General features: G+C 55.4%; 16 protein-coding genes. All 16 read left to right on the top strand.

Annotated features, from left to right (window positions below):
* Positions 1-67: 67 nt before the first annotated feature.
* The 16 genes from KJ970_06315 to KJ970_06390 all read left to right on the top strand — a co-directional run bounded on the left by KJ970_06315 (position 68) and on the right by KJ970_06390 (position 17,847).
* Positions 68-2,266: a bifunctional (p)ppGpp synthetase/guanosine-3',5'-bis(diphosphate) 3'-pyrophosphohydrolase gene (locus KJ970_06315; GenBank protein ID MBU2690525.1), complete on the top strand. Its 2,199-nt coding sequence runs from the start codon at positions 68-70 to the stop codon at positions 2,264-2,266.
* Between the two features lie 14 nt (positions 2,267-2,280).
* Positions 2,281-2,928, top strand: a complete 648-nt coding sequence (locus KJ970_06320) for a hypothetical protein (GenBank protein ID MBU2690526.1) — start codon at positions 2,281-2,283, stop codon at positions 2,926-2,928.
* Positions 2,925-3,416 (top strand): D-tyrosyl-tRNA(Tyr) deacylase, encoded by a 492-nt coding sequence (gene dtd, locus KJ970_06325; protein MBU2690527.1) that lies wholly within the window; start codon positions 2,925-2,927, stop codon positions 3,414-3,416. The genes KJ970_06320 and dtd overlap by 4 nt, the downstream gene beginning before the upstream one ends.
* Positions 3,413-4,036 (top strand): septum formation protein Maf, encoded by a 624-nt coding sequence (gene maf, locus KJ970_06330; GenBank protein ID MBU2690528.1) that lies wholly within the window; start codon positions 3,413-3,415, stop codon positions 4,034-4,036. The genes dtd and maf overlap by 4 nt, the downstream gene beginning before the upstream one ends.
* Positions 4,037-4,086: 50 nt before the next feature.
* On the top strand, positions 4,087-5,142 hold the full coding sequence (gene mtnA, locus KJ970_06335; protein ID MBU2690529.1) for an S-methyl-5-thioribose-1-phosphate isomerase: 1,056 nt from the start codon (positions 4,087-4,089) through the stop codon (positions 5,140-5,142).
* 84 nt (positions 5,143-5,226) lie between these two features.
* Complete coding sequence (gene rplM / locus KJ970_06340; GenBank protein MBU2690530.1) at positions 5,227-5,706, top strand: 50S ribosomal protein L13; 480 nt, start codon at positions 5,227-5,229, stop codon at positions 5,704-5,706.
* A gap of 26 nt (positions 5,707-5,732) precedes the next feature.
* Complete coding sequence (gene rpsI, locus KJ970_06345; GenBank protein ID MBU2690531.1) at positions 5,733-6,131, top strand: 30S ribosomal protein S9; 399 nt, start codon at positions 5,733-5,735, stop codon at positions 6,129-6,131.
* 136 nt (positions 6,132-6,267) lie between these two features.
* The gene (gene rpsB, locus KJ970_06350; protein MBU2690532.1) at positions 6,268-7,023 is read left to right on the top strand and encodes a 30S ribosomal protein S2; all 756 of its coding nucleotides are present in this window, start codon (positions 6,268-6,270) and stop codon (positions 7,021-7,023) included.
* 78 nt (positions 7,024-7,101) lie between these two features.
* Entirely contained in the window at positions 7,102-7,695 is a 594-nt protein-coding gene (tsf, locus tag KJ970_06355; protein MBU2690533.1) for a translation elongation factor Ts, read from the top strand.
* Between the two features lie 30 nt (positions 7,696-7,725).
* Positions 7,726-8,460, top strand: coding sequence for a UMP kinase (pyrH, locus tag KJ970_06360; protein MBU2690534.1), 735 nt, complete (start codon positions 7,726-7,728; stop codon positions 8,458-8,460).
* Positions 8,461-8,465: 5 nt separating this feature from the next.
* Positions 8,466-9,020 carry a ribosome recycling factor gene (frr, locus tag KJ970_06365; protein MBU2690535.1) on the top strand — a complete coding sequence of 185 codons (555 nt, stop codon included), beginning with the start codon at positions 8,466-8,468 and terminating at the stop codon, positions 9,018-9,020.
* 73 nt (positions 9,021-9,093) lie between these two features.
* Positions 9,094-9,843: an isoprenyl transferase gene (locus KJ970_06370; protein MBU2690536.1), complete on the top strand. Its 750-nt coding sequence runs from the start codon at positions 9,094-9,096 to the stop codon at positions 9,841-9,843.
* On the top strand, positions 9,833-10,714 hold the full coding sequence (locus tag KJ970_06375) for a phosphatidate cytidylyltransferase (GenBank protein MBU2690537.1): 882 nt from the start codon (positions 9,833-9,835) through the stop codon (positions 10,712-10,714). The genes KJ970_06370 and KJ970_06375 overlap by 11 nt, the downstream gene beginning before the upstream one ends.
* A 73-nt stretch (positions 10,715-10,787) precedes the next feature.
* The gene (gene dxr / locus KJ970_06380) at positions 10,788-11,897 is read left to right on the top strand and encodes a 1-deoxy-D-xylulose-5-phosphate reductoisomerase (protein MBU2690538.1); all 1,110 of its coding nucleotides are present in this window, start codon (positions 10,788-10,790) and stop codon (positions 11,895-11,897) included.
* On the top strand, positions 11,852-13,789 hold the full coding sequence (locus KJ970_06385; GenBank protein ID MBU2690539.1) for a BamA/TamA family outer membrane protein: 1,938 nt from the start codon (positions 11,852-11,854) through the stop codon (positions 13,787-13,789). Before dxr ends, KJ970_06385 begins: the two co-directional genes overlap by 46 nt.
* On the top strand, positions 13,789-17,847 hold the full coding sequence (locus KJ970_06390; GenBank protein MBU2690540.1) for a translocation/assembly module TamB domain-containing protein: 4,059 nt from the start codon (positions 13,789-13,791) through the stop codon (positions 17,845-17,847). The genes KJ970_06385 and KJ970_06390 overlap by 1 nt, the downstream gene beginning before the upstream one ends.
* The last annotated feature ends 28 nt before the right edge of the window (positions 17,848-17,875 follow it).

The raw sequence follows: 17,875 nt of genomic DNA on the forward strand, positions 1-17,875 counted from the left end.
GGTTCGGTTTCCCTCAGAACCGAGCCGGGTTCTTCAGAGCCGAGTGGCGTGGCGGGGTGACATAGATTTGCCAAAAGAAGAAGAGGCAAAGATACCCGAACTGCGAAGAGAGCTTTACGGCAATCTCCGCAAGGTGCGCCGCGGCGCCGATCTTACGCTCGTGCGCGAGGCGGATCAATTTGCCGAAGCGGCCCACGAAGGCCAGCCTAGAAAATCGGGCGCCCACTATTACACACACTGTCTCAATGTCGCGCTCATCCTCATGGATCTCCTTGGGCGAAGGGTCGATCTGACGATTTTGGCCGCGGCCCTGCTTCATGATGTTCTGGAAGACAACAAAAAAATCACCAGGGCGATGGTCCAAGACCGTTTTGGTGAGGATGTGGCGCTCCTTGTCGATGGCGTGACAAAGATCAGCGGTCTCCCCTTCAAGGACCGCCTGCACCAGAATACCGAATATTTCCGGAAGATGCTTCTCACGATGGTCCGGGATATCCGCGTCATTCTGATCAAATTGGCTGATCGCTTGCACAATATGCGGACCCTGGAACATCTCGAAGATGAAAAGCGGCGGCGTATCGCCCGGGAAACAATGGATATCTTCGCGCCTCTGGCTCATCGGCTCGGGATCGCTCGCGTGAAGTGGGAATTGGAGGACCTCTCTTTTAAATACCTTGAACCGGAGGCCTATAAAGAGATTGCCCATAAAGTTCGGTTGAAGCGGGAAGAACGCGAGGAACTGATAAGGAATATACAAAATCCGATTCAGAAAAAACTTGATGATTGGGATATTAAAGCCCAGGTGCAGGGGCGTCCGAAATCTTTCCATTCGATCTATCAGAAGATGAAACGCGACGATGCGCGATTTGAAGAGATCTATGATTTATTGGGCCTGCGGATCGTCGTGAATACTCGTGATGAATGTTATCGTGTGCTGGGATTGCTGCATGATTCGTATACGCCGGTGGCCGGGCGATTCAAAGATTATATTGCGATGCCGAAATCGAATATGTACCGCTCGCTTCACACCACCGTGATCGGCCCTCATGGAAGGATGGTCGAGATACAGATCCGGACGCGAAAGATGCATCACACGTCCGAATTCGGCATCGCGGCCCACTATCACTATAAGGAAGGGGGGAAGCGGGACACGAAACTGGCCAAGGCCCTTGGAGAGGCGATTGTCGAACGAACGACCGATTGGGAGGTCGACTCCGATGATCCCCAACTCTTCATGGATTTTCTGAGGGCTTCGCTCTATCCCGATGAAATTTTTGTCTTTACGCCTCAAGGATCGCTCATCCGCCTCCAAGACGGCTCCACGCCTGTTGATTTTGCCTACGCCATTCACACCGAAGTGGGGAACCATTGCGCCGCAACCAAGGTCAATTCAAGGCAGGTTTCCCTGCGCCACAAATTGAAAAGCGGGCAGGTCGTCGAGATTATCACCTCGCCCCATGCTCATCCGCGTGAAGAATGGACGACCTTTGTCGCTTCTCCCAGGACGAAGGCGAAGATCAGACGCTGGCTCAAACAGCAGTACCGGGTAGACGCCATCAACCTCGGGCGGGATATGCTCCTGCGCGAATTCAAACGGCGGAAGATCCGCAAGCCACGCGACAAGAGCCTGGACAACATCGCCGTCGAATTGGGTATCCATGACCGGCATCTTCTTTTTGCGCGAATCGGCGAGGGGGATGTGTCGGTCGAAAAGGTGATCACCCGGTTTGAGCCGAAAGAGGAAGTGAAAACCGGGTCCGAAGGATTGGAAGCTCCTCCCGTCCTGAAGCCGGATCGCCAATCCGTCAAAGGTGTCCGCATTCAGAATGTTGATTCCCTTCTCATGCGGCTTGCGAAATGCTGCCGTCCGATCGCGGGGGATCATGTTGTCGGGATCGTGACCCGCGGCAGGGGTGTCTCGGTGCATCGTGTCGATTGCCCCAACACCTTTGATGACCGGGTGGAGCCCGAACGCAAAGTGGAGTTATCCTGGGGCGTTGAGCCGGGTCAGATCTTCCAGGTCGGCCTTGTTGTTCATGGCTCGGAACGCCCCGGCCTCTTGGCTGATGTCGCCGCGGCGGTCGCCAAGGAGGGTGTCAGTATTTACGAGGCCCGGATGGGCCATAGAGATAAAGATGCCCGGGGCGAGTTTGTTGTCGAAATCGCAAACACCCTTCAACTGGAACGCGTGATGAGCGCCATCCGGAGAGTGAAAGGCGTCAGCCGGGCCGAGCGGTTTGCCTGGTCTCCGAAAGAGGAAGAATGAACCGGGGAGGAAAGATGATGAAAAACAAGGGAAGCCGGATAGGAATCTTTATGCTGAGCGCCTTGTTTGTGATGGTCCTTTGTGGCAGTACCGCGCAGGCGACGGAGATCGGTATTCGATACGGCCGAACCAATATTCAGGGGAAGGACCTCTTCAAGGGGATGAATGATCTCGGCAATACCCATCTTATGGGTTTGCAAGTCATCTTCGATTTCCTTCCCATCCTCGATGTCGAGCTGGCGGGAGAGACCTATGAAAAGGATTTCTCATTTAGTGATGGGGAATTCGATGATGTCATTACCGACGGTGATGGAAAGATCAGTGATCTCATCATCCTCGGCACGGCGAAGGTCGGTGTCCCAGGAGTCATTCCCTTCCTGAGCCACTTCTATGTCGGTCTGGGTCTCAGCGCCCATTTCCTTAATGTGGATATCAATCCCATCAACAAGAGCTTCGTTGATAAAGATGCTGTTGAAGAGGCGATAAAAAAAGTGGCGGGCGAGAGCACCGAGGTCGAGTGGCATGGTGTTTTGGGTCTCAAGGTGTCGCTGCCGACCTTTCCCCTATCCGCCTTCGCGGAGGTCCGGTATCAGGATGTGCTCGACAAAAATATGCCGGATATGAACTCGGCCTATCTCGGCCTCAATTTGAAATTCAATTGAACGCCGTTGTTCAAAGGGTCAGCCGGGCCGAAGTCCGTGTTGACGGTCTGATCACCGGTTCCATTGGACCCGGGCTCCTCATCTTGCTGGGCGTCCGCCGCGACGACGGCCCGGAGGATGTCCGGTGGACCGCCGAAAAATGCGCCTCGCTTCGAATTTTCAACGATTCCGACGGCAAGATGAATCTCGGTTTAGCCGAAACCGGCGGCGGAATTCTCGTTATTTCACAATTCACGCTGCTGGGAGATTGCCGCAAGGGAAGGCGACCCAGTTTTGTACAAGCGGCGCCTCCTGATAAAGCCAAGGTTCTTTACGAAGATTTTGTCTCCCATTTGCTCGGAATGGGTTTCAGAGTGGAAACGGGGGTTTTTCAGGCGATGATGGATGTCGAGCTGGTCAATGACGGACCGGTGACCCTCATTATCGATAGTCAGGCCGCCGCTTCCAGCGCCTCGGACTCCCGGACCGTCGGAGAGGCCGGGTCATGATCGGGAAAAGCCCACCGGCCGAAGAGATTTTGCGGCGGGGAAGCGAGGATCTCATTCTTGCCTCGCGATCCGCCCGGCGGAAAATGCTGCTTGAGATGTTGGGCGTTTCCTTCCGAATTGTCCCTCCGCCTGAAGATCCCCCGGCGGCGGAAAGGGTCTCGGATCCTGAACGCTATGCCGTGACCCAGGCCTTGCAGAAGTGCCGGGCGGTGGCGCTGAACCAGCCGGAAGATTCTCCGGTCGTTATCCTAGGCGCTGATACAATTGTTATCCTCGGTGAGGATGTTTTGGAAAAACCGAAGGACGAGGATGAAGCTTTCCGGTACCTCAAACAGCTGGCCGGCCGGGAACACACGGTGATCACCGGTCTCGCCCTGCATCGAAGGGGGGACGGCCGGGAAGTCACCGGATATGAAGCGAGCCGGGTTCGTATGGCCGCGTTGGATGATGGAACCATCCGTCGTTATATCAGAACCGGTGAGCCGATGGATAAGGCCGGAGCCTATGGGATTCAGGGCATCGGCGCCCTTATCATTGAGGCCGTCTCCGGCTGCTATTTCAATGTCGTCGGACTGCCGCTCGCCAGATTGCGCCGGCTCTTTGAGGAATTGGAAACCTGATCTTCCGCCGGCCATTGAAGGAGATATAGAAAGAAATGATGAACCCGATGATCCCAACAATGAAGTGGACCGGGAATGGGATCCGGATCATTGATCAAACGCGCCTCCCCTCAGACGAAATCTATCTCGATCTCGTAACCCTGGAAGAAGTCTGCGAGGCGATCGGTACGCTAAGAGTTCGCGGGGCCCCGGCCCTGGGGATTATTGGCGCGATGGGTCTGGCTCTCGCCGCTCGGATCGCTCTGAATGAAGGGGCGGATGTGATGCCGGCGGTCGCCGCGGCGGCGGAGCGCCTTCGAGCCACGCGCCCTACGGCGGTCAATCTGGGATGGGCCCTGGATCGGGTTCTGGATCGGCTGAAGAGCGAGGGTCCGGAGTCACCCGGGGAGATCTTTGCCTGTCTCGAAAAGGAATCCCTCCGGATCCATGCAGAAGATTTGGAGATGTCCAGGGCCATGGGACGAGCCGGTGCCGCCATTTTGCCCTCGGGAGCTCGCATTCTCACCCATTGCAATACAGGCGGATTGGCGACGGGTGGGCTGGGGACCGCCTTGGACGTCGCTTTCGAGGCTCATCTTCAAGGAAAAAACCCGCACGTTTTTGCCGATGAGACACGTCCGCTGTTGCAGGGCGCCCGTCTCAATGCCTGGGAACTCAAGCGGAACGGGATTCCTGTGACGGTGCAGGTCGATGGGGCGGCCCCCTGGCTGATCAAGAGCCGGGGGATCGATATTATTCTCTATGGCGCCGATCGGATCGCCCGGAACGGCGATACCGCCAATAAAATCGGATCTTATATGCTTTCCCTGGCCGCCCAAGCCCACAAAGTCCCCCTCTATGTTGTGGCCCCAACCAGCTCGTTTGACTCCAAGATTCCGGATGGAGAGGCCATCCCGATCGAGGACCGCGGCGAAGAGGAAGTGACCCTCTGGGGAGGACGCCGAACGGCGCCCGAGGGGATCGATGTTTTTAATCCGGCCTTTGATATCACGCCCGCCACTCATATCACGGGATGGATCACGGAGGGAGGCATTCTCCAGCCACCCTTTACCGAGAAGCGATTGGCTGCGGCCCGATCCTCCATGATGAGAGGGGGAACGCGCTAAGGGGTTGACATCCGCTCCATCACCCGGCACAATGCATAGTTTGTATGCCCTATAAATTTTCATGAAGGAGGATCGCTGTAAGCGATGAAAACACACGCGACAAAAGCGGGCGAGATTCAGCGCAAATGGTATCTCGTCGATGCTGAAGGAGAGGTTCTGGGACGGATGGCCAGTGAAGTGGCCGGCATTCTCAGAGGGAAGTGGAAGCGTAACTATGTCCCCTATCTCGATGTAGGCGACCACGTCATCATTATTAATGCGGCCAAGGTCAAAATTACCGGTAATAAATTGGAGCAAGAATCTCATTTCCGGCATAGTGGCTACCCTGGCGGTGAAAAATTTACGCCTTGGTCCAAAGATATGGAAAATCGGCCGGAGGAGCTGGTTCGCCGAACGGTGTGGGGAATGCTTTCTCACAACGCGTTGGGGCGGGCCATGGTCCGGAAGCTCAAAGTTTATCCCGGGGCCGAACATCCCCATCAGGCTCAAAACCCGATCCCGTTGAAACCGGGTGCTCACGGGCACTTCCTGGAGGCGGTCGGTGAAACGACCGAAGAGTCGTAAATCCCCATGGGTGAGGAGTAAAGAAGATGGTTACAAAGACGGCGGTGGTTGCCACAACGGGACGCAGGAAAGAGGCTGTTGCCCGGGTACGGGTTATACCCGGATCCGGAAAAATTGAGGTTAATGGGCGACCGCTGGCGGAGTATCTCCAGAGAGGAAACCTGGTTCTTCAAGCAAGACGCCCCCTGACGGTGACCGAAAACGAAGAAAAATTTGACATTCAGGCCTTGGTTTCCGGTGGCGGTTTGCGGGGACAGGCGGGTGCCATCAGTCATGGGATCGCCCGCGCCCTGTTGCAGATCGAACCTGAACTAAGATTGGCCCTTCGCAAAGAAGGCCTTTTAACGCGCGACCCCCGGGCGAAGGAACGTAAGAAGTATGGGCAACCCGGTGCAAGGAAACGATTCCAGTACTCCAAGCGTTAATAGAGATTGATCTATCGAGGGTGGGAGACGGCGGTTGAACGACGGTTCCCACTCAATTCACACGTCCCGATAGGACGTCTTCCCGGCTTCTGCCGGGTCCTGGGGCGGAGGCGAAAGACGCACAAGCGGAGGAATTATGCAGCAGATTACGATTAAAGACTTGTTGGATGCGGGGGTTCATTTCGGCCATCAGACGCGCCGCTGGAATCCAAAAATGAAGAAGTATATCTTTATGGAGCGGAACCGCATTCATATCATCGATCTCCAATTCACAATGAAGGCGATGGAGCAGGCCGGGGAACTTGTCCAGCGTGCCGTCAGCGCTGGTGGATCGGTCCTTTTTGTGGGAACCAAGAAGCAGGCGGTTGACATTATTGAGGAAGAAGCCCGCCGTTGCGGGATGTTCTTTGTCACAACACGGTGGCTCGGCGGGATGCTCACCAATTTTCAGACAATTAAAATGTCTGTCCGCCGTCTCAGAACTTTAGAGCGGATGCGGGAAGACGGAAGTCTTCAGACCCTCACTAAAAAGGAAGCATCAAAACTCGAGAAGGAATACCTGAAACTCGAAAAGACTTTTAGCGGAGTCAAAGAGATGCATAGGCTGCCGGGCGCCATTTTTGTCGTGGATACAAAGAAAGAGGCCATCGCGGTTCATGAGGCCAAGCGTCTTGAAATCCCGGTTATCGGCTTGGTCGATACAAATTCCGATCCCGATGAAATCGATTATCCGATTCCGGCCAATGATGATGCGCTGAGGAGCATCCGGCTCTTCGCGAGATATATCGGCGATACCATTTTGGAATCGAAAGCGGTGGCTCCTCACGCAGCGTCGGCGTCTGCCGATGAGGAGAAAGAGGCAACGGCCGCGTCCGCATCCGAGAATTCCTAATTCATCCTAATGCCCGGTCTTTGATCGCGTGCCGGTCAGGCGGGCATTGCCCCGGACAAGAAGAAAGAGGGAAGAGAGATGACAATTACAGCTGAACAAGTGAGAATGCTCCGCGAAATGACCGGAGCGGGGATGATGGAGTGCAAGAAGGCTCTTCAGAAGGTGGACGGTGATATAGAGAAGGCCAAGGAAGAACTGCGCGTGCAGGGTCTTGTTCTGGCGGATAAAAAGACCGGCCGGTCGACGAACCAAGGGCTTGTCTATGCCTATATCCATCCAGGGGATCAGGTCGGTGTGTTGGTCGAGATCAATTGCGAAACCGATTTTGTGGCTCGGACCGACGATTTTAAGAATTTCTGCAAGGAAATCGCCATGCATATCGCGGCCGCGCATCCGATTGCTATTTCCAGGGAAGATATCCCCCCAGAGATCGTTGCCAAAGAGAGGGAAATTTACCGGGAACAGGCGAAAGAATCCGGAAAGCCAGAGAAAATCTGGGACAAGATGATAGACGGCCGCATGGAAAAGTATTACCGTGAGGCTTGCTTGTTGGAGCAGGGGCATATCAGGAATCCTGAGATAACAATTAATGATCTCCTGAAGGCGCTTATCGCCAAGCTGGGTGAGAATACGGTCATTCATCAATTCGCCCACTTTAGGGTGGGGGAGTAACCTCGACCGGAGTTGAACTCTGGTGAACCGGTGATACAGCCAATTTATAAAAGGATTCTCTTGAAGCTGAGCGGGGAAATCCTTGCCGGTGACGGGGGAACAGGTCTTCATTTTTCGACCATTCAGAATTTGGCACGGCAAATTTCAAGGGTCCATGATTTGGGCTGTGAAACCGGGATCGTAGTCGGTGGCGGCAATCTATTCCGAGGCCGGCAGGCCATCGCGGACGGGATGGATTCGGCGGCCGCCGATACAATCGGCATGCTCGGTACAACCATCAATGCTTTGGCCCTCCAAGGCCAGCTCGAGAACCTGGGTAAAGAGACCCGGGTTCTCTCTGCAATACGGATGGAACAGGTCTGCGAGCCCTTTGTCAGGCGCCGGGCCATCCGTCATCTCGAAAAGGGCCGTATCGTTGTCTTCGCGGCGGGTACGGGGAATCCCTATTTTACAACAGATTCCGCTGCGGTGCTTCGGGCCGCAGAGATACACAGCCAGGTGGTTCTCAAAGGGACGAAGGTGGATGGCGTTTATTCCTCGGATCCTGTCGTCAATCCGGCGGCCGAATTCTACAGTGAATTGACTTTCCAGGAAGCTTTGTCCCGCCAGCTACGCGTCATGGATTTAACAGCGCTCACGCTTTGTATGGAGAACAATCTTCCCGTCGTTGTTTTTAATATTACGGTGCCGGGAAATCTTGAACGGCTGCTCAAGGGTGAGAGATTGGGAACACGAATCCTCCGGGGCCAGGAAGGAGAAGGATAACAACCATGGAAGAGACGCGAAAAAGCGCCGAAGAACGGATGAAAAAAAGCTTGGAATCCTTCCGACAGGATTTAATGAGTGTCCGCACGGGAAGGGCGACTCCGGCCATTTTGGATGGAGTTCGCGTTGATTATTATGGCTCGGCTGTTCCGCTCAAACAGATTGCTTCCATATCCGCCCCAGAACCGCGTCTATTGGTCGTGCAACCCTATGACAAAACCGTTCTGGGAGATATTGAAAAGGCGATTCAGAAGGCTGATCTGGGGTTCAACCCCTCGAATGACGGCCAGATCATCCGGATTCCCATTCCACCCCTGACGGAAGAGCGGCGGCAGGATTTGGTCCGCAAGGTGAAGAAGACGTCGGAGGAGTATAAGGTCAGCGTTCGCAATATCCGTCGCGACGCCATTGAAGAACTCCGGAAGAAGGAGAAGGGGAAAGAGATTTCAGAAGACGAACTCCGCCGGGGCCAGACGGAAATACAGAAGACGACCGACAACTATATTGTGCAGGTCGACTCCCTTCTGACCGGCAAGGAAAAGGAGATTCTTGAAGACTGAGGAAAACGAGCGGGAAAGCGTACCCAGCCTTTGACAGAGGGAATCAGGGATGTCCACTAGCGCTGAACAAGTTATGCATGAAGCAACATTAGCCGAGTTTCGGAAGGTTATCTCGCAAAACTCGAACGTCCCGCAGCATGTGGCGATCATTATGGACGGCAACGGCCGCTGGGCTCAGCAGCGCGGATTACCCCGAATCGCGGGGCACCAAGCGGGCCGCAAATCAGTCCGGCAGGTGGTGGAAGGCTGCGTTGATGTGGGAATTCCTCTCCTTACCCTCTACACATTTTCAATCGAGAATTGGCAACGTCCTCTTGATGAGGTGCAGGCGCTGATGGAATTTCTGCGCCAAGTTCTGGTGGAAGAAAGGGAGGAGCTTAAGAAAAACGGTGTTAAACTCCAGGCGATCGGCCGGCTTGAAGATCTTCCGGAATCGGTCCGTAATGAATTAGAGACGACACGGCGCTTTCTCGAGGGGGGTGACCGCCTCTGCCTGAATTTGGCTCTTAGTTATGGAGGCCGCGCGGAGATCGTCGATACGGTGCGCCGGATTGTCGATGAGGTCATCAAAGGCCGTGTGAAAACCGACGATGTGGATGAAGAGCTGATGGAAAAGCACCTTTACACCAAAGGCATGCCTCATCCCGATCTACTGATACGAACCAGCGGGGAATTGCGCCTATCCAATTTCCTGCTCTGGCAGTTGGCCTATGCGGAAATCTGGGTTACCCAAACATTATGGCCCGATTTCCGGAAGGAAGACCTCTTCCGGGCTGTGGTCGACTATCAGAAGAGAAATCGACGCTTTGGCCGTGTCGGCTGATGCTCCACCCCACGGTACCGCTGCACCCCTCCGTCCCGCCTCGCGATCATCTTTAGCCTGGCGTCTCGTTTCCGCTGCTGTCTTTCTTCCTCTGCTTTACTTTCTCATTACCATCGGATCCTGGCCCTTTCAGGTTTTCATATTTTTATTGGTGATTCTTGGAGCCTTTGAATGGGAGCAGTTGTTAAAGTCTCGTGGCTTGAAACCCTGGCCGGGCTGGACGGCCATCGCCGCCCTCGGCTTTCTCGCCGGCGCCTGTTACGCCGGGGGGGAAGGAATGGCTGTAGTGCTGGCGCTCCTGCTCCTCGCCGGATTTGTTCTGGAATTGATCTGCGGCTCCATGCGCCCCCTTCTGCTCCTTGGATCAACGCTTCTGGGCGGCCTTTATACCGGTCTATTGCCCGCCTTCTTTTACAAAATTCGGATTCTCTCCACCGTAGAGTTTCCTGAGATGGGCCGTGACGCGGTCCTCCTTATCTTTCTCGTTGTTTGGGGCTGTGATACGTTCGCCTATACCTTCGGCCGTCTTTTCGGCCGCCATAAGTTGTGGCCCCGGGTCAGCCCGAAAAAATCCTGGGAAGGAGCGGTAGGGGGGGCCGCCGGCGCCATCCTCATGGCTCTTTTGGGAAAAGTATGGTTTGCCGGATTCTTGGATACGGAGCAGGCCGTTGTCTTTGGAATCATCGGCGGCACCGTCTCCCAGGTCGGAGATCTGGCGGAATCGCTCCTGAAGAGAGAGGCTGGAATGAAAGATTCCTCGTCCCTGATACCCGGCCACGGGGGGATTCTGGATCGCTTTGACTCCCTCCTGTTCTCTCTTCCCATTCTCTATCTTTATTTGTTGCTCTTGGTAAGCGGTGGAGGGCGTTGATGTGGAGGAGCTGAGCCCAAGGCGCAGATCTGTTGTTGTGCTCGGCTCGACCGGAAGCATCGGCATAAACACGATGGATGTTCTCGCACTTCATCGGGACCGTTTCAAGGTCTTCGGACTGGCGGCGGGAACTCGGACCGGTCGCCTTGCGGATCAGATCGCTGTTTGGAAGCCTGAACGGGTTGTCGTGAAGGGGCCGAACGAAGCCGCGGAGCTGAGAAGAATTGTACAAGATGGTTGGCAGGGAGAGATATCCCAAGGGGAGCTTGCTCTCGCGGAATTGGCCGGTGATTCAAGGGCTGATATTGTCGTCAACGGCCTGGTCGGCGCCCTCGGACTCCCGCCCACACTTGCGGCCCTCAAAACGGGTCGCAGGGTCGCGCTGGCAAACAAAGAGTCCATGGTTATGGCGGGACCGTTGCTGCGGGAGACAGCGCGTCGCCATGGGGGACAAATCCTGCCGGTCGACAGCGAACACAGCAGCCTGTTTCAGCTTCTTGAAAATATCAATCCTGATTCCGTGGCCCGGCTGATTCTCACCGCCTCCGGCGGTCCCTTTCGAACCCTGCCGCTGGATCAATTAAAAAATGTAAAAGTTGATCAAGCCTTGGATCATCCGACATGGAATATGGGGCCGCGGATCACTGTCGACTCGGCCAGCTTGATGAATAAGGGATTAGAATTAATAGAAGCCTGTTACTTGTTCCAAGTGCCTATTGATCACATTGAGGTATGGATTCATCCACAATCGATAGTCCATGCCTTGATTGAATTAAGGGACGGATCCTTGCTGGCGCAATTGTCGCAACCTGATATGAGGATACCCATTCAATACGCATTGACCTATCCCGAGCGGCTTGCATCCCCGGCCGGACCCTGTTCGCTTCCGGCTATCGGAAATTTGAGTTTTGAGGATTTAGATCTCAAGCGGTATCCCTGTCTGGCTTTAGCGCAGAATGCCGCACGGCGGGGGGGAACCGCGCCGGCGATGCTCAATGCCGCCGATGAGGTCTTCGTCAATGCTTTCCTGCGCGAGAAAATCCCATTCACCGATATCCCCCGACTCCTGAAACAGATCATGTCGGAATCGGATGGAGGCGAAGCCGATTCTGTGGAAAAGATCATGGAGGCTGACCGGTGGGCTCGGAACGCGGCCGGGTTGCTTGTCGGATCCGGAACCTAGTTCTCGCGGGTCTTTTCCTCGCGGGACTCTGGGTTGGTTCTGGTGCTGCGGCGCCGGATGAATTCGCGTCGCCTTTTATCAGGAAGATTACCTTCTCGGGAAATCATTCCATTTCCGGCGACAGGTTACGCGCCGGCATGCGCCACCGCCAGCCCTCTCCCTGGAATCCTCTCCGCCGTCCCCGTTTTCTTGGCAGGGATGTTCTGGCAAAGGATCTGCTGGGAATCCTGGATCTCTACCATGAGGAAGGGTTCCCTTTCGCGAGAATCCTGGACGCCCTTGTTGAGTATGAAGAGACGGACACCCACATCCGGATCGGTATCACGCTGGATGAAGGCCGGCGGGTCGAGGTGCGGGAGATTCTTCTGGAAGGGGTCCGGCCGACGCTGGCTCCGGGGGTCCGGAAGGAGATCCGGCTAAAGAAGGGAGGATCGCTCCGGGAGGATATCGTCCGCAGAGATATTGAACAAATCCTGATCTACTATGCCAATCGCGGAATGGCCATGACGGAAGCGCGGAGTGAGGTTCGCTACCTGGCCGATTCCCTTCAAGCCGATATCGTCTATCAGGTTCAGGAAGGACCGGTTATCTCGATCAGAGATATCCGTGTGGAGGGAGAGTTCGGTTCGCGCGCCGGAGTTATACAGCGGCTCGTACTGTTAAAGCCGGGGGATACCTTCCGCCGATCCCGCCTTCTTGAGAGCCAAGCCCGTCTGCTAAGAACCGGTCTTTTCCGATCGGTAAGGATCATTCCTCTGGTCGACTCAACCTACGTCGGCCAGGCCGACCTCCTCGTGAAAATTTCGGAGAAGAAACCGGGGTGGTACGGGGCCGGCATCGGTTACAGTTCCGACGACGAGGCGCGGATCGTGGCGGAATGGGGGCACCGGAATCTGCGCGGACGATGGCGCGCCCTGCAGGTGACCGGCAGTCTCAAATACAGCCTGGATAAGACACTTGGTGATACACCCCTGGTTTTACGGGAAGGATTCGCGGAGATGCGTTTTACGGAACCCTTTCTGTTTGAGACACCGGTAGCGAGCCAGAGCACTCTTTATCATGACTTCGAACGTGAAAAAACCTTCGAACAAACAATTGACGGTGTGATCCAGACATTTCGCAGAGAACTGACCAGGAAAATCAGGGGGAAAATCGATTTCGAGGTTCGTTGGGTCAGCACATCCGACTCAACGGCTCTTCGAGAACATTACAACACGCATCTGGTTACTTTTACATTGGATCAAGATCGGCGAAACAGCATCTTTGACCCTTCGCAGGGAAGTTCTTACCGGTTCATCGCCGACTATGCCGGCGGGTTTCTCGGAGGCAAGAACAACTTTTTCAGAACCACGGCCTCCGCCTCCTGGTATTTCACATTGAGCAGCGGGGTTGTCACGGCGTTCCGCCTGAAAGCCGGATATATACAGCCCCTGGGCCCGGAACTCACCGGTCCCGGGGCCGACTCGCTGCAGGTCGCGCGCGTACCCTTTGAAGACCGGTACCGGACCGGAGGCGGGACAACAGTGCGCGGGTACAAAGAAGAGAGCTTGGGAAGAAGAACAGGGGAAGACCAGCCGATCGGCGGACTCGCCCTCTTTATTGGAAATGTTGAAGTTCGTTTCCCCCTTGTCTGGCAGTTTCAGGGAGCCTTATTCATGGATGCGGGGAATGTCTGGGCCGATCCCGCGGAGTTCAAAATCAGTCGATTCCGCGAGGGTTTTCAGCATGGTCCTTATTCACCTCTGGCCGTTGCTTTCTCTCTCGGTTTCGGTCTGCGGTTCAGAACACCGGTTGGACCTTTGAGGCTTGACTACGGTGTAATGATCGGGAGGGAGCCGGCAGAGGGCGAATCCTCGAGAGAGGTTCACTTCAGTCTTGGACAGGCATTCTGATGACGGACGATCGGAAGAATAATTCCAGGGGTGGCAAACCGGGCCATCGGCGGTGGTTGCGCTGGCTTCCCGTGGGACTTTTGGCCGGTCTATTTTTCTGCTTCATTGCGCCCTTTATCCTCGTTCGTTTCGAGACACCGAGAAACTGGATGCTCGACAACGGGCCGGGGAATTGGCTTCTAGGCGCGGGAACCCGTCTGCGGGTGGGGAACGTCCACCGATTGGATCCCGGCGGGGCCTCTTTCTCTGGAATCGTCTTGTCCTGCAAAGACAGTCTTGGAGATTGGAGTGACTGGGCGCGGATATCCCATCTCAACACCTCCTGGGATATCAGCGATTTGATTTGGGGCCGCTATAGTATCGATCGCCTTGAATTGGATTCGGTGTCCGTGAATCTTCAGAGATCGTGCGTTCCTCATTGGCACGCGGAGGCCGGGGTTGTTGATGAACTGGCCGACCCGGGTCCTGGTCGTGCGCGTAGCGTGAGGTGTTCCCATTTCGGACTCCAACATCTCTCACTGTTGAGAGAAGGGATGCCGGTGGGCGAATCGCGTATGGAATTGAATTCGATACAATTGGAAAAGGGAGACCTTCGACTTGATGTCGATTCGATCCGGGTCCTTCTCGCCGCCGGCGCTCTCAGGCCCTCCTCGGCTGAGATGGCGCTCAATTTTTCAGGCGGCGATCTACGTTATGAGTCGAAGGGAACCCTGCGGCTGGATCATTTGGATGTGAGGAGCGCCGGATTGGAGGGCCAGCTCTGGCTCCGCCAAAGCCGAGGCTCCGAGTGGTTTGTCACGATGCAGCTCGAGAAAATCCTGCCGGCTGAAATGATGGATAGCCTGAGGCTGCAGGTACCCGACCCCTATTCGCCCGGGACCAGCGATACGCTCACCGGATCGATAAATCTGACTTTTGTCCCGGATACCCTCGCACTTCATGGGGAGCTTCAGGGTTTTTGGGGCGGGGGGCCTGCGGATATCGCAGGGCTGGTTCAGCGCACACCCGAGGGTTGGCAGGCGGAGGAGATTCATCTCAAAAGACCCGGGGCTGATCTGATCTTTTCAGGGCGCGCTGATTCGGAATTCGCCCATATTGATGGTGATGTAACATTCCAGAAAACGAATCTGAACGGCCCGGATTTTCCTTGGAGGGCGTCACCGATCGGGAGGACAAATCTGGCTGGATCGACGCAATTCGTTTATCGCCGGCCGAAAAATGAGATCTGGGAGATCATTTATTCTTTGAGGTTGGGTCCGAGCGCTATTGGGAACCAGCGTTTGGACGGGCTTCAAGCTCGAGGTTTGGTAACATCCTCATTTGTACAAGCCGATACATTCCTCATTGATCTGGACGAGGGACGATTAACCGGCGGGGGGCGATTTGATCTGCAAGACGGCGTTATGAACGCCGCCATCCGCTTGGAGAATGTCCCGGCTCCGGCCATCACCGATCCCTTTCTCGATGCGCCTGTGGAGGGTCGTCTTTTCGGCCGGCTCCAGATGCAAAAAACCGGAGAGGCGATGCGCATTTACGGTTCGCTGGATGGAAGGGATATAAATTGGGGCGAGCTGGCGGCAAGCGAGATCCGGCTTCCATGGGTTGATTATACAATTCCTGGGAATCACCTTGATGGCCGGGTCCGGCTTTCGGGATTCCATGCCGGAGCTTTTGCCGCTGATTCAGTGTGGCTCGAGATACAGGATTTAGAGATGGGGATTCTTGTGCGGGGCGGCACCCGGTTCTCCGATCAAGCCGTTTCAATCGTCGGTATCCTGGATCCCGCTCCGGAAGGTGGTCTTCAGATAGAGAATTTTGAATGGCGGCCGCCGGAGGGTGCGGCCTGGGATGCCGAGAAACCCTTCTTCATCGGGTGGGGCTCCCGCGGCGTATCGATTGATGGACTTTCTTTGATCTCTCCCGCCGGGGATTTGAGCTTCGATGGATTGTGGGGTGCTGAAAATAATGTAGAAGGCCGGTTCAGCCTGCACGGCGATTTTCTGCCGCTGCTCTCTTCGTGGGGCCTCCGGCCCGAAGCGACGGGGGGGGAAATCAACTGCGACGCCTCACTCTCGGGATATTGGCCGAATCCCGGAATGAGCGTGCGTTTTCAGAGCGACTCCTTGGCTCTTTGGAATTGGCCCCTCAATGACTTTACTGGCGCGCTCGATTGGCGGGAAGGAGCCATCGATCTAAGGCGTCTACAGGCAAGGGGACGCTGGGGGGCGGCCGCGATCGATTCATTGCAGCTGTTCATCAATGTCGATTTCGCAACCTTTCTTTCCCATCTGAGTTCTCCCGATTCCCTGCATTTGCCGGATACGCCTTGGGCCGGCGCGGCGACTTTCCGGAACCTGGATTTGGACCGGCTCATGGAAAACTCCGGCTGGCGGATCGATGAATACAAGCCTCGAACGGTGCAGGATACCGCCACCCGGGATCTGGAATCAATCATCCGGATTGTCCGACCGAAAACCACCATCGAAGGATCGTATGATGCCATCCGTCCTGAAGGAATCCTTGATATCGATCTTAACCTTTCCGGCACGCCTGCTCATCCGCTCTTCCATCTTAATGTCGAAGGTAAGGATGCCGCTTATCGACGGACCCGGCTCGATTCTCTTTCTCTCAAAATCGACTATGAATCCGGGGAATTGTCTATTCGAGATCTGCATTGGCTTAAAGAGGGATTGGGCGGCGCGATCAGCGGCGTTATTCCGCTCGAACTCTCGGCCTTGCCCGCCGCGGTTCATCTCCCGAATGACGGAGAGGATATTGATCTGCATTTGAACATTCCCAAAGGGAACCTGGCCATCTGGTCTTCCCTCAGCGAGCTGCTACAGGAGCCGAAGGGTGTTTTCCAAGCCGATCTCCGGATTCAAGGTCCTCTTCATCCGCCCCTTATCACAGGGAATCTGACAATTGACGGCGGATCTTTAAGGATCCCACTGAGAGAGGAGCGTCTCGAAGAGATCCATGCCAAATTAAGGATGGATTCACTCGGCGTCCACCTTGAGTCGGTAAAGGCCCGCATCGGCCCGAAGGGCCGCATCACCGCCACAGGACGGTTTCTCACATTGGAGGATATGGATCTCGATCTCACCGTCCGTGAGGGACTTTTCTTTGAGACAGGCGTTTATCGTGTGGAAGCCGACGGGAATATCCGCATCATCTCGCGGGTGGACTCCATCAGTGGACAAATCCGGCCGCATGTCCTCGGAGATGCTTACATACGTGAGGCCATGATCCTCGATATCACGCCAAGAAAAATCCCCGGACCGGTTCGGCCGACACCCTGGCTGATACAACTCGACGTTGAAGCTCCCACGAAGATCATGGTGACCCAGCCGACGACCCAACTCATGCTGGGAAACGGCAAGCTGGTTGTTTCGGAGAGGGACAACTGGTGGAACTTGGCGGGGGGTATTGATGTTCAGGGCGGGTGGTACAGGGTCTTTAACAATCAATTCGCCGTGAGGAGCGGCGATCTGGAGTTTCAAGATAGCGGGTCCGGTATTGAGGTCAGGGTCAATCTGCAGGCCGAGACGCAGGCGACGGAAGTCCTCTCTGCAGAAGGGGAACCGGTGGGAGCGGTGACCGTTAAGGTCGATGTCACCGGTCGGGCGGATGAATTGCAGGTGGCGCTCTCTTCTGAGCCCGAATTGAGCCGTGAGGAGATCATCGAACTTCTGAGTTTTGGAAGAATCGCCTCGCATGGATCCGGCAGGGATGCGGCGTCAGGGGAAACGCGCGATTTCCTCATCAGCGAAATGGTCGCCCGTTTGGAGAATCAGCTGTCGGAGGAGATTCCCTGGCTGAACCGTGTGCGGGTGGCGCCCGATATGGATGAGATACTGATTCAACCGATCCTCAGCCCGCAATTCAGTCTCAACTATGCCCAGGAACTCTCCTCCTCACCCGCGCAGGAAGTGACGATGCATTACCGGCTGAGCAATATCCTTTATTTGAAGGCCGGAGTTTTAAGAGAATCGGTTCAGGGCGGGCATTCCGCTGAAGAGTATAACCTTGATTTGAAATTCCGCATCGAGTATGAGTAAAGGCTAGGGAAAGCAACAACGAGGTCTC

Source organism: Candidatus Eisenbacteria bacterium, assembly GCA_018831195.1.
Classification (GTDB): domain Bacteria; phylum Eisenbacteria; class RBG-16-71-46; order CAIMUX01; family JAHJDP01; genus JAHJDP01.